Consider the following 15,554-nt stretch of genomic DNA (forward strand, 5'->3'; position numbering starts at 1 on the left):
GGTCATTTCCTCCCGGCGGGGGCGGGGCGGTTGTGCAGGATTGCGTAAACACAGGGCACGAACAGGAGCGTGGAGACGGTAGCCACCAGCAGGCCGCCGATGACCGCGCGCCCCAGCGGCGCGTTCTGGGAGTTGCTCATGGCCATCGGCACCATGCCGATCACCATGGCCAGCGCCGTCATCAGCACGGGGCGGATGCGGCCGTACCCGGCCTCCACCGCCGCGCGCAGGGCGTCGCCATGTTCCTCGATCCGTTCACGCGCGAACGAGACGACAAGGATCGAATTGGCCGTGGCCGTGCCCATGCACATGATCGCGCCCGTCAGCGCCGGCACGGACAGGCGCGTATGGGTCAGGAACAGCGCCCATGCGATCCCCGCCAGCGCGCCGGGCAGGGCGGTGATGATGATGAAGGGGTCAAGCCATGACTGGAAATTGACCACGATCAGCAGGTAGATCAGCAGGACCGACACCACCAGCCCGAACACCAGTTCCGTATAGGAATGGCGCATGGTCTCGGTCTGGCCACGGATCACCACGGCGGCGGTGGAGGGCACCATGGATTCCGTCTGGCGCAGCACGCGGCGCACGCCCGCGGTGACCTGCCCCAGATCGGCCCCTTCGGCGGAGATGTAGATATCGACCTCCGGCATGGAGTTGAAATGCGAGACCTGACCCGGCGTGCCGGTGGCCATGACATTGCTGATCCCGCCCAGAAGCTGCATGTGCCGCCCCTGCGGGTCGCCATCACCCTTGTCCACCGGGATGGTCATGAGGTTGTTGAAATGGGTGAGCTGGTCCTGTGAGACATAGACATTGAGCGGGAAGGTGATGCCGGTCTGCGGGTCCAGCCAGTATTGCGGGTCCACCGTCTGGCTGCCCGACAGGGTCATGAGTTCGTTATTGGCCAGGTCCGCTTCCGTCATGCCGGTGGCCTGGCCGAAGGTGCGGTTGCCCTGCACGAACAGTGTCGGGGTTTTCATGGTCTGCTGGATCGTGACATCTGCCGCGCCGGGCACGTGGCGCAGGCGGTTGACCAACTGGCGGGCATATTCGTAATTGTCGCGCAGGTCAGGGCCGGAAATCTGCACGTCGATGGGGGAAGGCGAGCCGAAGTTCAGGATCTTGGCGGTCAGGTCGGCAGGCTGGAACGTAAACACCGTGCCCGGAAACCGTGCTGACAGGTCGCGGCGCAGGGTGGCGCGGTAATCCCACACCGGCGTTTCCTCATCCTTCAGCGCGATGGTGATGTCACAGTCCTGCGTGCCGATGGTGGGCGTGGGAATGAACGCCTGGTTATGCGCACCTTCGGGCAGGCCGCAGTTCTCGATCATGGTATCGACCTTGCCGGGAAAGAGGGCGTTGATGCGGTCTTCCACCAGCGAGGCCTCACGCCCCGCCACCTCGATACGCGTGCCCAGTGGTGCGCGCATGTGCATCTGGAGCGTGCCGGATTTCGTTTCTGGAAAGAAATCACGCCCGGCCATGAAGTACAGGCCCATCGAGCACACCGAAAGCCCGAGGAACACCGCGACAAACCGCTGCCGCCGCGCAATCGCCCGGCGCAGCACGCTGGCGTACTGCTCGCGGAAGGTATTGAACCCGCGCTCGAACGCCTGCTGGAAGCGTTCGGGCAGGCGGCGGGGATATTGCAGTTTATGGACCTGCGGTTCGCAGTGGTGGGAATCCCCATGCCCCGCCACGCTGTGCCCGGCCAGAAGGTATTTGGCCATGGTCGGCACCAGCGTGCGCGACAGGATGAAGGACGCGATCATGGCGAAGATGATGGCCTCCGCCATGGGCATGAACAGCCAGCCCGCAACCCCGCTCAGCCCGAACAGCGGCAGCCAGACGATGCAGATGCACGTGGTGGCGACAAAGGTGGGAATGACGATCTGGTTCGCCGCGTCAATAATGGCAAGTTCCAGATGCTTGCCCATTTCCAGATGCGCGTCGATGTTCTCGATCATGACCGTGGCGTCATCCACCAGGATGCCCACCGCCAGCGCCAGCCCGCCCAGCGTCATGACATTGATGGTCTGCCCCGCCCAGTGCAGGCCGATGATGGCGCACAGTATGGCCAGCGGGATGGAGGTGGCGATGATGACCGTCGGCCGCCACGACCCCAGGAACAGCAGCACCACCATGCCGGTCAGGGCGGCGGCGGTCAGCATTTCGCGCACCACGTCGAAGATGGAATCCTTCACGAAGATCGAGGCGTCACCCAGGATGCTGACCTTCACATCCGGCGGCAGCAGCTTCTGTATGCGCGGCAGCAGCGCCTTGGCCCCCGCCACCACGTCCAGTGTCGAGGCGTCGCCACTTTTCATGACCACGATCTCCACGCCCTGCCTGCCCTTGACCAATACGAGGTTCGTCTGCGGGCGGCCGCCGCGATACACCTCCGCCACGTCATGCACGTAGATCACGGCATTCCCCACCCGCTTGACCGGAATATCGCCCAGTTCCTTCATGGAGCGCGGGGTGGCGTTGGTCTGGACCATCCAGTCCGTGGCCGCGATCTTCTGGTCACCCGCGGGCAGCACGATGTTCTGCCCGCGCAGGGCGTTCTGCACATCCATGGCGGAGAGGTGATGCGCCTGGAGCTGCTGCTGGTTGAGCGAGACCATGACGAAACTGTCCATGCCGCCATAGGCCTGCGGCACCACGGCGCCCGGTACGGTCACCAGCAGCGGGCGCACGCGGATCATCGCCAGCTTGAACAGGTCGGATGGCGTCTGCCGGTCGGACGTGACCTGAAGGGTCAGCACCGGCACGGACGAGGCATCAAGGCTCATGACCATGGGGGAGGGGATGTTTTCGGGAAGCTGCTTGATCACCGTCTGTGAAATGGCGGTGACTTCGGCTTCGGCCTTGCCAATATCCGTTCCGGGCTGGAAGTATATGTTGACGATGCCGCGACCGTAATACGAACTGCTTTCCATATGTTCGATGCCCTCGACTGTCGAGGTCACCATCAGTTCGTAATTATAGATGATACGGCCCGCGAATTCCTCCGGCAGCATGCCGCCATAGGTCCAGACAACGGACACGACCGGAATGCGGATGTTGGGGAATACATCGGTTGGCGTACGGAATACCGACATGATGCCAAAGACCACGATCAGGATCGACAGCACCACGAAAGTATAGGGCCGACGCAGCGCGGTGACTACGATGGCGTTCATGGGATGGGGGATTCCCTATATTAAGATAACCATATCCTGATCGCTGACCAGAAATATTTATGCGCCGTATTACGCTTGGTTACACAATAACGGCGCATGAGTGTGGGGCTGTTACGGAACGGGGTCGGTATTGACTGCAAAGGGCATAATAAACCACTCCGGCATGATTGGGTGCAGCCTGCCGCTGCGGATTCCCGTGGCGTCTGCTCAGGCGAGAGATAGCGTGTTTTTTTACAAAGTATGAACGGATAATATTTAAAATAATTTTTCATTACATGCGTAATGCACGGTTATTACATGGACTTAATAAAGTAATTTTTAAGGGATCTTTTGCCTGTCATGTAAAACACGCGGCTGCGCGCGGTCATGTGCGCCGGGGCGGGCTGCATGGCGGGGTCAGCGTATTGCGATTGGCGCGGGGACTGCATCCTCCCTATATGTTGGCAGCAGTCGCCACATGCCGTGGCGTGATCCGGCCCGTCTTTTCGGTCTGGTTACAGGGATCGGGAGAACAGGACCGGCATTATGGAAGCCAGTAAGAACGGCGCGGGCACCGCCACGCAGGGGGCAGGGCAGACCGCAGGCGGGTTGCGCGGGCGCATGCGCGATATCGTGGCTGGCCTCACCCTTGCGTCCATGAACATCCCGCAGGTGCTGGGTTATACGCGCATCGCGGCCATGCCTGCCGTCACCGGGCTTTACACGGTCCTGCTGCCACTGGTGGCCTTTGCGTGCTTCGGGGCGTCAAGGCACCTTGTCGTTGCCGCCGATTCCGCCACCGCCGCCATTTTTTCCAGTGCGCTGGGGCGCATGGCCCCGCCGGGCAGCCCGCATTACATGGCGCTGGTCAGCATGGTGGCCCTGCTCAGTGCCGGGTTCCTGCTGGTGGCGCGGCTGTTCCGGCTGGGGTTCCTGGCGGATTTCCTGTCACGCACCGTGCTGGTGGGTTTCATGGCCGGGGTGGGCATACAGGTCGCGCTGGCCATGACGCGCGACATGCTGGGCATTGTCACCACTGCTCATAACCCGTTGCTGCAACTGGCCCAGACACTGGCGCACCTGCCACAGGCCAACGTGCCCAGCGTGATGCTGTCCCTCTGCGTGGTGGGGCTGATCATGGCAGGCGACCGGCTGGCCCCGCGTGCGCCGCTGGCGCTGGTCACGGTTGTGGCGGCGATCGTGGCCAGCATGACCCTTGGCCTGTCGCGTTACGGGATCGAGACCATCGGCCCGATCGAAAGCGGGCTGCCGCACCTGCGCGTGCCGGATGTTTCATGGAACGACATGCTGGCGCTGCTGCCGGTCAGCACATCATGCGTGTTTGTCATTATTGCGCAGAGTGCCGCGACATCCCGCGCCTTCGCCCTGCGCTTTCATGACCCGATGAACGACAATGCCGACATACTGGGCCTGAGCGCGGCAAATGCGGTGGCGGGGCTGAGCGGCACCTTTACCGTCAATGGCAGCCCGACCCAGACCGCCATGGCCGTGCGCGCGGGGGCGCGCAGCCAGGTGGCACAGTTGACCTTTGCCGCCGTCACCCTGTTCGTCCTGCTGTTCCTGACAGCCCCGCTGCATTACCTGCCGCGCTGCGTGCTGGCCTCCATCGTGTTTACCGTGGCGGTGGGCATGATCGACCTGCGGGCCATGCGGGCGATCCGGCGCGAAAGCCCCGGTGAGTTCGGGCTGGCGCTGGTGACGGCCGCCGCCGTGGTGGGTGTCGGGGTGGAACAGGGCATCTTTCTCGCCATCGCGCTCTCCCTGTTCCGCCATGTCCGCCACAGCTATGAACCCCATACGATGGTCCTGCGCTATGATCCCCATTCGGGCCTGCTGGAGCCTGACAGTGTTGCCGCGGGCCAGCAGACCGCGCCGGGGCTGATTGTCTATCGCTTCTGCGCGGACCTGTTCTACGCCAACTCCGCGCGCTTTGTGGGCGATGTGCGGCTGTTGCTGGAGCACCCGCCCGTGCCGGTGGTCTGTCTGGTGATTGACGCAAGTGCGATCACGGATGTTGATTTCTCGGCCGCGAGTGACCTGCGTGACCTGTTCACGGCGCTGAAGCAGCACGGTGTCAGCGTGATCTTTGGCCGCGTCAGCCCGTACCTGCGGGCGGATATGGATCGCCATCGCATTACCCCCATTGTGGGGGCGGGCAATATCCACGCCCAGCTTCACACCGCCATTGCGGCGGCGAAGGCCATCATGCACCCGCATCACGATTAACCCCCGCCACCGGGGGTGTTGTCATGGCTGGATGTGTGCAATCACCTTCAGCGCACCCGCAAGGCGCGTGGTTTCCGGGGTGGTCCCGTCCTGCCAGGCGGGGTCACGCAGTATGACGCGGGCCATGGCCTGCGTGCTGGCGTCATGGTTTTTCCATGCCCGCAGGAAGACCCGCAGCCTGCGTTCCAGCCAGTCGGGCAGGGTGCCGGAACGGACCATATCCCTGATGGTGATGACTTCGGTGCCCACCGTCATGGCGTTGAGCCGCATCTGGATATGCGCCAGCACGACGGAATGTGCCACGCCCTGCGCGTTGCGGACGGAGCGGACCATGCTCTCAGCATTTTCCAGCAGCCACTGATAGGCGGAAAGCGGATTGCGCGGGTCGGCCAGCGCCGCAAGCCGCCGCTGCGTCCAGGCTTCGGTCCGCTGGATGTGCGAATCAGGCCGGAAGGGCAGGACCAGCCGGAACGTCCACCATGCGAACAGGACCGCGCCGAGGAAGGCGGATGTCCCGTTGAAGAAGGCAACCTCGTCATAGCGCGCCTGATTGGCCGGGCCGATCAGCACGGGCAGGAACATGTTGAATGAAAAGGCATACCCCGCCGTGGCGGGCGTGCGCGCCGCCAGCCCGCCAATGGTCATGGGGATGAGCATCAGCAGTACCAGCACCTCCGGCGCGGTGATGGCGGGCATGACCAGCAGCACGAACACGGCCGCCACCACCGCGCACCACACGGCCCCCTTGAAAAAGGGGCTGGAGGCGAGGAGCGGGTTCTCCCGTGTTGCCAGCAGTCCGTACACAAGGGAGACGAACGATACGAACGCCGCCCCGGCGGGCCAGCCCGTTACCTCCCAAAACAGCCATGCGGCCAGGATGCCGGCGGCGGCGCGGATGCCATTTTCCGCCGCCTCCACCGCCAGCCTGCGCGAACGCAGGGCAAAGCGGAAGCGGTCCCCCGCCACGGGTGTCTCGCAGGCAAGGATATGGTTTTGTGCCGCCGCAAGGTCGGATGCGATGGCGGCATGCACGCTTTCCTGCGCCATCGTGCCCGTAATCGCCAGTGCGCGTGAACGCGCCACCGCCATCATCAGGTCCGCCAGCGCCGCACGGGCATGGTCCGCGACCCGGCGGGCCTGCGGGCCCATTTCCAGCGTGTCGTATTCCACGCGCCCGTTCGCGCCCACCAGTTCACCCAGCAGCCGTTCCTGCGCCCCCATGTCAAGCCGCCCGGCCGCCAGCGGCCCCATGCTGGCCGAAACCGCGCCCCATACCGTATTGAGCCGGCCGAGCAGGCGGGTGCGCGCCTGTTCGTGCAGGGCGGGGATAAACAGCGCCGCCAGCGTTGCCTCGCACACGATGCCCAGCACGATATAGGACCCGCGTGAGACGGCGATGTTGAATACGTCATCCGGGGCGATGATCGCGCCCGTGGCCACGATGGCGGAGGTAAAGCTTGTGACCAGCAGGCCGTAGGAACGGTAGCCGTCAAAAAAAGTGGCGCAGCCGCAGCACAGCCCGATCCACAGCGCCAGCCCCGCAAAGAACAGCCCCGGCGCCTGCGGGAAGGCCGCGATCAGCGCGACCGCCGCCGCGCAGCCGATCAGGGTACCCGCGATGCGCCACCGCGCCTTGGACAGGGATTCGCCGCGTGATGACTGCGCCACCACCCATACCGTCAGCGGCGCCCATTGCGGGCTGTCCAGTTCCATCCACATCGCGATCAGGAGCGAAAGCGCTGCTGCAAGTGACGTGCGGACGGCAAACATCACATCCGCCGTGGAGGGGGCAAGCAGCCAGCGCAGTTTCACCCGCCACCGGGCCACGAGCTCATGGCCGGGACCGGACAGGGCGTACAGCAGTGTCCGCGCCGGGGCTGCGGCGGCATTGGTCTCGGCATTCATGGCGGCACCCTCCCGGTCAGGAAAAGTGCAGGCTGCGAGAATGGGTTGCCTACGTCCAAGTCTTTATGATGATCTTGTCATAAGCAGAAGTTATGATGCAGATGACAACCTGCCGCGCCAGCATGGCAGGCGCTACGTGTGGGCACTGGTTTTCCGGCTTTTGAACCCATAATGGCGGGGAAGATCATTGATCAGGGGCAAAAGCAGATGAAGACGGCCTTTCTTTCCTCTGGCATGGCGCTGGCCTTTGCGGCGTTTTCCTCGTTTTCGATCAGCGATGCGTATTCCAAACTGCTCGCGGGCCAGCTTGATCCCTTTGAGGTCGCCTTCTCCGGTGGTGTGTTCGGCTTCCTGATCATTCCCTTCATCCGCCGTCCCTCGGAATCCTATGCGGACATCTTCTCGCCCCGCCAGCCGGTCATGTGGCTGGTGCGGGCGGTGTCCATATTCGCCGCGACTGCCGCCAGCGTCGAGGCCTTCATGCTGCTGCCCATGCCCGAGGCGCTTTCGCTCATGTTCCTCATGCCGCTGTTCGTGACCATCCTTTCGGTCATCCTGCTGCATGAAAAGGTATCGGGCTGGGCGTGGCTTGCGGTCATCCTTGGCTTTGTGGGGGTGCTGATCGTGCTGCGCCCCGGAGTGCGCGCGCTTCATTTCGGGCATCTGTGCGCCCTGATCGCGGCGGTGGCCAACGCGGTTGGTGTGATCGCCTACCGGCTGGCGGGATCGAACACGCCCCGGCTTTCCCTGTTCGGTTCCAGCCTGTTCGGCCCGCTGGTGGGGGATGGCGCGCTCATGCTGGCCCATGCCCACTGGCCGCACGGGGCCAGGACGTGGCTGTTCCTGTTCGGTTATGGCTTTCTGGCGGCGCTGGGCCAGCTTTTCATGATGATGGCGACCGCGCGCGCGCCTGCCAACCGTGTGGCCCTGCCGCAGTACAGCCAGATGCTGTGGGCCGTGGCGTTCAGCTATTTCCTGTTCCACCAGCCGCTTGATGGCTGGACGTTCGTGGGGATTACCGTCGTGACCTGCTCGGGCATGCTGAACTGGGTGCGCCAGCGCATCCGCTACGAACGCATGGCCATGAAGGAACGGCGGGCCGCGAAACTGCGCGCCCGCACGCTGCCGGGGTCCACCAGGGGTTAGGGCCTGTCAGCTTTAAAATGATGGCACGGCCTGCATGGCCGTTTGTGGGGAACGTGATGCCGCCTGCCTTTTCTGGCGGCATCAGGGCAGTGCGAAATGGCGGGCGTTACGCCCGGCGGAGCAGCCCGTGCAGGGGGGCAGGTGTCGCACCGGGAAAGACCGTGGCCATTTCCCGCTCCGCCAGCCCCAGATGATCACATAGCAGCCCCGCCGCGACCGTGCGCAGGTCAGTTGTTGGTGCGAGATCCCGGTTTTCAAAAAGCTGCGTGGGGCGCAGGCCCGGCCATGTGGCCATGACCCGCCCCCCGGCCACGGGGCCACCTGCGACAAAGGCGACCGTGCCCGTGCCATGGTCCGTGCCCCCCGTGCCGTTTATGCGCACGGTGCGGCCGAACTCCGTCATTGCCAGCACCACCGTGTGTGACCATGCCGGGCCAAGACTGTCACGCAGGGCAGCCACCCCCCGGTCCAGTTGTGTCAGGGGGTGGCCAAGACGCGCCACCTGCCGGGCATGCGTATCCCATCCTCCGATTTCCAGGGCTGCGATGCGCGGGCCTTTCCTGTCCGCCAGCATGCGGCCCGCGGCGGCGGATAGCACCATGAACGGGTCGGGCTTGCCGCCCTTGTGCGGTGCTGTGATGGAAGCTCGGTCTCCTTCCATCACGGCATCTGAAAATCCGCGCGCCTGCAACGCATCGCGCAGGGCGGGGCCGGTCACCGGGTCATCCGCATTGAGGGCCACGATCTGGCGATATAGTTCCGGATCGGGATGATGGGCGCCAGCAGGGGCGTAACTGCCGACAGACGCAGGCCCACGGAGCAGGAGCGGCACCGTCAGCCCCATGGCGAGGCCATACCCATCCGGCCCGGCATTGCGTTGCGGCAGGCATGACACCGCGCGGTTGAGCCAGCCGCTGTCCATGCGTTCATCCGCCCCGCTTTCAAGGTAATCCTGTGCCTCGAAATGCGAGCGGCTGCGGTAATGGCCCGCCACGGCATGAATGGGCAATAACTGCCCCGCCGCATAAAGGTCGTGCATGTTCTGGAGGGCGGGATGCAGGCCATAAAAGCCGCCCAGATCCAGCAATCCGTCCTGTGCCCCCGGTTCGGGCAGGACAAGGGCCTGACGGCAGGTGGCAAGGTCGGGGTCACCATAAGGCGTTACGGCAGCCATGCCATCCAGCGCGCCACGCAGGATGATGACAACCAGACGCGGGTCATCCGCATGCCCCGCGGGTGATGTTGCGGCAAGGGCCAGTGCTGAGCTGCCCATTACCCAGCTTGTGGCAAGGCCGAGCAGGGCCGCGCGACGACGGATGATCATGACTTAACGTCTCTGGAATTCAGGGGATGAGAACAGGAGCGCCAGTGCATCCTGTCGGGAGCCTGCGCGTTGCATGGCGGTCATGGTCGGCTGGCGCAGCGCGGGCCCAAGCACGGCATGGGCGATATCGAGCGGATCGCCGCTGCCCTGATAGGCCGCCATCCGCCATGACCAGTCGGTCCGGGCCAGCATGTCCGCCGGGGCGACCCAATCGGCTGCCCGGTCCCCCCATCCATTGGGCAGCGGTGCCGTCCATAACGGCTGGCCCAGCGTGGCAAAGCCCGTAAACAGCATATAGGCGGGCGAATGTGGGTCATCAGGTCGGCTGGGCGTGTCCCCCATTGACAGGGCGCGCATGACAGCCGTGGCATAATCCATCGGTGAACGGAATTTCCCGGCCCCCGATGTCGCCCCGGCAAGGGTGGACAGTGCGAGCGCCGCCTCTGCCAGATCACCATCCGTATCGTGCAGCACGCGGTTGATATGCATGATGTCCTGCTCATCCGGTGTGTCGGCAATGAAATGCGTCACCATGCGGGTGGCGATATGGCGGTACGTGGCCGGATGCGTGCCCAGAAAATGCAGCGCCTGCAGGCCACCTTCCTGCCCCTCGGCAAAGCGGCGGCCCATCAGGACCTTCTCGCCGGGTTCATGCGCGTTGGCGCGGAATGTAAAACCGGGGTGGTCGCTTTTCATATCCACTCCCCAGCCTGTAAGGATGGCGGCGAACGCCGTTACGTCGGCCTGCGTGTAGCCCCCGCGCGGCGAGAGGGTATGAAGTTCAAGACATTCGCGTGCCAGATTCTCGTTCAGGCCCCGGTGTCCCTTCCGCCCGGCAGGACTGTCAGGCCCGATGGATGAGGCATTATCAAGGTACATCAGCATGGCCGGATGCTGCATGACGGCATTCAGCATATCGACAAAGCGCCCGGTCACATGCGGGCGTATGGCCTCACGCATGTAGGCGCCAATGATCCCGCGCGTGCCGCCCTGCCGCAGGCTTACGGTAAAATGGTTGAACCAGAACCAGGCCAGACGCTCACGAAAGGGTTGCGGGGTCACGAGCAGGTTGTTCATCTGGGCCGTGACCTCGGCCAGGAAGATTGGCTTGACCAGCGGGTCGCCCTGCACCTTGTTCATGCGCTGCGTGTGCAGCGCGATCAGGCCATCGGCGGTGGTGCCCACATTGGTAAAGCGGGCGGCATCAGGCTCACGTATCTGGCGCGCCAGCCAGTCACGCGGCAGGTCCCGTGTCGTTTCGTTTCCCCTTACCCCCCAGCCGAATCTGTTCATGGTTTCCACGGATTGCATGAAATTCCTGACCCGATGATGGAAAAGAAAAGCCCGATCCTGTTACGCAACAGGGACTGGCGGCCTGTGTAAATATTCTGCCGCTGGTGCGCATAGCACCCCATTATGTCGCGTTTTGTGGAATATTTATGAAGTTTACATCATGCTGTGTAATGTATGCCGGGTCCGCTGCTGGAGTGATCGCGCAGCTACCACAATGCTGACATTTGTATCTGTCTTGAGAACCCGTGGGCAGGGCTGAAAGTAATTGCGGTTTTCCTTTCTGCCATAGCAGACTACCCCAAGGCCTGATGGCCTTGGGGTGGTCTGTTTGGGACTGTCTGAAAGGGGAGGCAGGGGCAGTTTCTGGTGCCGACTATTTTCAGGAATGCGGCGGTATCTGAAGCTTTTTGGAAAAAGCTTCACCAAAAAACCTTTTTCTGTTTGCCGGGATTTTTTTTGGGCGGCTGTTTACAGCTTCATCCCGCCTGAAGCCTCGATGCGCTGGGCATTGATCCAGCCGGTATCGGGGCCAAGCAGCGCGGCGACCACCCCGCCAATATCATCCGGTCGGCCCGCACGGCCCAGTGCCGTGACGGAGGCGATATAGCCATTCACCTCCTTGTTGTCGCGCACCGCGCCGCCGCCAAAATCGGTCTCGATCGCACCGGGGGCCAGCGTGTTGACCGTAATGCCACGGGCCGCGAGTTCCACGGCCTGATAGCGTGTCAGCACCTCGATCGCGCCCTTTACCGAAGCATAGGCCGCATATCCCGGCAGGCAGAAGCGCGTCAGTCCCGTGGAGATGTTCAGGATACGCCCGCCATCGACCATGCGGGGCACGAGTTTCTGGGTCAGGAAAAAGGTGCCCTTCAGGTGGATGTTGACCAGTGTGTCAAACTGCTCCTCCGTCGTTTCCATAAGCGGGGCATGGATGCCGACGCCAGCATTGTTGACCAGGAAATTGAAGCCCTCGGCCTTCCACTCCTTCAGGACGGTGGCGAGGTTTGTGGCAAAGCCGTCAAATGTCGCGACCTTGGCCACATCGAGCTGGAGCGCATGAGCCCGGCGGCCCATCTGCTTGAGTTCCTGCTCCACGGCGCGCGCGCCCTCAAGGTTGTTCCGGTAGGTCAGGATGATGTCCACGCCATGGCGCGCCAGATGCCGGACCATGCTCAGCCCGAGCCCACGGTCAGCCCCGGTTACAAGTGCGATGGGTGTGTCATTGGCCATTATTGTTCTCCCTTACCTTCTGGTGGGTGCAGTGTACAGGGCGATGGGGGCCGGATAATCAGGCCGGTGGCGATTACACATGTCGGGAATTGCGAACAATCCATGCCCGATATTCACCCTAACGGGCATGGAAAATATGGGTTGCCGGACCAGCGCCAGTGCGCCGGGGCGGGGCGTGTCCGGTTTCACCTTTTGTGTCATATATTGACATGATACGATCGGCCCGTACGGCTGCAGGCCGCTGCCTGGTGGGAGCCATCGTTCTCTCGCGCCTTGAATGATCCCGATGCCCTGCGGCATGATGGATGTGGACAAGAGGAGAATGAATGAAGCCCGCCACCACCACCGAGCCCCCCCGGCAGGGGCTGCGCGAACGCAAGCAGGCCCGTGTGCGGAGCATGATCATTGCACAGGCCATGCGGCTTTTTTCCGCGCAGGGATATGACCAGACAACCGTGGATGAAGTGGCCGAGGCGGCCGAGATCTCACGCCGCACCCTGTTCCGCATGTTCGAGACAAAGGGCGACATCGTTCTTGCCTGGACAAAAGGCATGACCCAGGCCCTGACCGAGGCGCTGGAAGCCTGCCCCAAGGGCACGCCCCCGGCAGATGCGATGATGCACGCCTTCATCTCCCTTGTGCCGCGCATCGCCGCCAACCGGCAGGATACCTATGCCTTTGTCTATCTGATCGAGAAGACGCCCTCGCTCCAGACGGTCAGCCTGCAGAAATACGGGAAATGGGAAGACTGCCTGGCGGAGGGGCTGCTCAAGCGCATAACCGAGCGCCGGAATCGCAAGAATGCGGCGCGCCTCATGGCGCGTGGCGGCATTGCCATCTTCCGTACGGCGCTGGATGAATGGATACGGCTCAAGGGGCGGCCCGCGCTGGTGCCGCTGTTGCAGAAGACCTATGCCCTGCAATCATCATTATGGACCCAGCCGGAGGCTACGCAGGCCGATAACGCGGCCTGAGCGGGCGCATATGGCGCGATGCCCCGCCCATGCGGGCGGGGTACCGTGCTGGTGGATCAGAAGAAGCCGCGACTGTTCTCGCTATAGCTGACCAGCATGTTCTTGGTCTGCTGGTAGTGTTCCAGCACCATCTTGTGGGTCTCACGACCAATGCCGGACTTCTTGTATCCGCCAAACGCCGCATGCGCGGGATAGACGTGGTAGCAGTTGACCCACACGCGACCGGCCTCCAGCCCACGCCCGACCCGGTAGCAGGTATTGGCGTTACGGCTCCACACACCCGAGCCGAGGCCGAAGGGGGTATCGTTGGCAATGGCCAGCGCTTCTTCTTCCGTCCTGAAGGTCGTCACGGCCAGAACCGGGCCAAAGATTTCCTCCTGAAAGATGCGCATACTGTTGTCGCCCCTGAATACGGTCGGCTGCACGTAGCATCCGTTATTCAGTTCGCTGCCCAGATCGGGGCGGCCGCCGCCAGTCAGCAGTTCAGCACCTTCGTCCCGGCCGATTTTCAGGTACGACAGGATCTTTTCCTGATGCCCGACCGAATTCTGCGCGCCCATCATGGTCTCGGGGTCAAGCGGATGACCCTGACGGATGGCTTTTACACGCGGCAGGGCGCGTTCCATGAACTTTTCATAGATTGATTCATGGATCAGTGCCCGGCTGGGGCATGAACAGATCTGGCCTTGATTGAGGGCGAACATGGTGAAGCCCTCGATCGCCTTGTCCAGATAGGCATCATCATGGTCCATCACATCGGCAAAGAAGATGTTGGGCGACTTGCCACCCAGTTCCAGCGTAGCCGGGATCAGGTGTTCAGCCGCCGCATGGGCAATCATCTTGCCGGTCGGCGTGGAGCCGGTGAACGCGATCTTGGCGATACGGTCGCTGTTGGACAGGGCAGCACCCACATCTTTGCCAAGGCCGTTGACGATGTTCAGCGTTCCGGGCGGGAACAGGTCACCGATCAGTTCCAACAGCACCAGCATGGATGCGGGCGTGCTTTCGGCAGGCTTCATGACCACGCAGTTACCGGCCGCCAGTGCCGGGGCCAGCTTCCATGCCCCCATGAGCAGCGGGAAGTTCCACGGAATGATCTGCGCCACGACGCCCAGCGGCTCATGGAAATGGTAGGCGATGGTGGTGGCGTCGATCTCGCCCAGCGTGCCTTCCTGCGCGCGGATGCAGCCTGCGAAGTAACGGAAATGGTCAATGGCCAGTGGAATGTCCGCGCCCAGCGTTTCACGGATGGGCTTGCCGTTGTCCCATGTCTCGGCCCGCGCCAGCAGGTCGAGGTTCTTTTCCATGATATCCGCGGCGCGGAGCAGGATCAGCGCGCGATCAGCGGGGGCGGTATGTGCCCAGCCTGCCCTGGCCCTGTGTGCGGCATCAAGGGCCAGTTCCACATCGGCTGCGGTGGAGGCGGGCACTTCGCACAGCACGCGGCCATCCACGGGGGAAGTATTGGTCAGGTAATGACCATCGACAGGGGTGACCCACTCTCCGCCAATGTAGTTGCCATAACGGGTTTTGAACGGCGGTGGCGCCGAACGGTTATCTGGTGACACGGGGGATGTTCCTTCGGGAGAAAGCAGTCCGCATCAATGAACGCGTGGCAGATACTGTCATTGTCCGGTATTATCTGTGCGGCATTGGTGCGGTTACAGTCAAAACAGGGCGCATGTGGTCTGGTACTATCCATTCCGTCGGATGATCGTTCCGGTCATGCCGAAGTCACCACGCGTAATCCTGTGGAACATGTGGGTGTAATCTCCGCGCAGACTGAACAGAACCGTGACATAAGCCGGGGGAAAGGCGGGAAGCCCTATGTATTTTCGGATATATAGGCGCAGCGACGCCCGCAAGCGCACAAGAGTAACGTAATCGTGAGCAATACATCCTGTGCCATTATTTGTGCGGGGTCGGGCATGCACTGTCATATTGGCATGTTATTCATAAATATAGGTTTTAGGGCTTTATGCCGTCGGTTTAGGTCATATTTCCGGGCATATCAGTCTATATGTCATAACATAACAGAAATGACTATTCATAATGTCCTGATCTGTCTGGATAGCTGTGCGAATCAGGAAGCATTGACTGTCATAAATACAGTATATTTTAAGTACTGTTAGTAATGCGACAAAATAGACGAAATACGACAATGTCGTGTCGGATCACGGGCGCGCATTCGGGGAACCCGCCGGAAGGCTGTTTGGAAAGCGGCCCGAGGAATATTTCTACAGTAAAAAAGAAAATTTCTGGTGCGGA

Annotated in this window: 9 protein-coding genes; 3 read left to right on the top strand and 6 right to left on the bottom strand. The window is 62.4% G+C overall.

Annotation, left to right across the window (positions count from 1 at the left end):
• Positions 1 to 2: 2 nt before the first annotated feature.
• A complete protein-coding gene (locus DY926_RS01685; RefSeq protein ID WP_116701804.1) occupies positions 3 to 3,188 on the bottom strand; it encodes an efflux RND transporter permease subunit in 3,186 nt (1,061 codons plus the stop codon).
• Between the two features lie 525 nt (positions 3,189 to 3,713).
• Between DY926_RS01685 and DY926_RS01690 the strand changes: the two genes are divergently transcribed.
• Positions 3,714 to 5,414, top strand: coding sequence for a SulP family inorganic anion transporter (locus DY926_RS01690; RefSeq protein ID WP_116701805.1), 1,701 nt, complete (start codon positions 3,714 to 3,716; stop codon positions 5,412 to 5,414).
• Between the two features lie 21 nt (positions 5,415 to 5,435).
• On the opposite strand, the gene DY926_RS01695 is transcribed toward DY926_RS01690, so the two are convergent.
• The gene (locus DY926_RS01695) at positions 5,436 to 7,184 is read right to left on the bottom strand and encodes an FUSC family protein (RefSeq protein ID WP_408886024.1); all 1,749 of its coding nucleotides are present in this window, start codon (positions 7,182 to 7,184) and stop codon (positions 5,436 to 5,438) included.
• Positions 7,185 to 7,526: 342 nt separating this feature from the next.
• On the opposite strand from DY926_RS01695, the gene DY926_RS01700 reads away from it, so the two are divergent.
• On the top strand, positions 7,527 to 8,465 hold the full coding sequence (locus DY926_RS01700; RefSeq protein WP_116701866.1) for a DMT family transporter: 939 nt from the start codon (positions 7,527 to 7,529) through the stop codon (positions 8,463 to 8,465).
• Positions 8,466 to 8,571: 106 nt separating this feature from the next.
• On the opposite strand, the gene DY926_RS01705 is transcribed toward DY926_RS01700, so the two are convergent.
• The 3 genes from DY926_RS01705 to DY926_RS01715 form a co-directional block, all read right to left on the bottom strand.
• Positions 8,572 to 9,789 carry a DUF1501 domain-containing protein gene (locus DY926_RS01705; RefSeq protein ID WP_116701807.1) on the bottom strand — a complete coding sequence of 406 codons (1,218 nt, stop codon included), beginning with the start codon at positions 9,787 to 9,789 and terminating at the stop codon, positions 8,572 to 8,574.
• Positions 9,790 to 9,792: 3 nt separating this feature from the next.
• Entirely contained in the window at positions 9,793 to 11,100 is a 1,308-nt protein-coding gene (locus tag DY926_RS01710) for a DUF1800 domain-containing protein (protein WP_116701808.1), read from the bottom strand.
• 450 nt (positions 11,101 to 11,550) lie between these two features.
• Positions 11,551 to 12,312, bottom strand: coding sequence for an SDR family NAD(P)-dependent oxidoreductase (locus DY926_RS01715; RefSeq protein ID WP_116701809.1), 762 nt, complete (start codon positions 12,310 to 12,312; stop codon positions 11,551 to 11,553).
• A 326-nt stretch (positions 12,313 to 12,638) separates the two neighbouring features.
• Here DY926_RS01715 and DY926_RS01720 point away from each other — a divergent pair, with 326 nt between their 5' ends.
• Positions 12,639 to 13,286: a TetR/AcrR family transcriptional regulator gene (locus DY926_RS01720; RefSeq protein ID WP_116701810.1), complete on the top strand. Its 648-nt coding sequence runs from the start codon at positions 12,639 to 12,641 to the stop codon at positions 13,284 to 13,286.
• A gap of 56 nt (positions 13,287 to 13,342) precedes the next feature.
• Here the strand turns inward: DY926_RS01720 and DY926_RS01725 are convergent, their stop codons facing one another.
• Complete coding sequence (locus DY926_RS01725) at positions 13,343 to 14,854, bottom strand: aldehyde dehydrogenase family protein (protein ID WP_116701811.1); 1,512 nt, start codon at positions 14,852 to 14,854, stop codon at positions 13,343 to 13,345.
• Positions 14,855 to 15,554: the final 700 nt, after the last annotated feature.

Source organism: Komagataeibacter melaceti (assembly GCF_003403295.1).
GTDB lineage: Bacteria > Pseudomonadota > Alphaproteobacteria > Acetobacterales > Acetobacteraceae > Komagataeibacter > Komagataeibacter melaceti.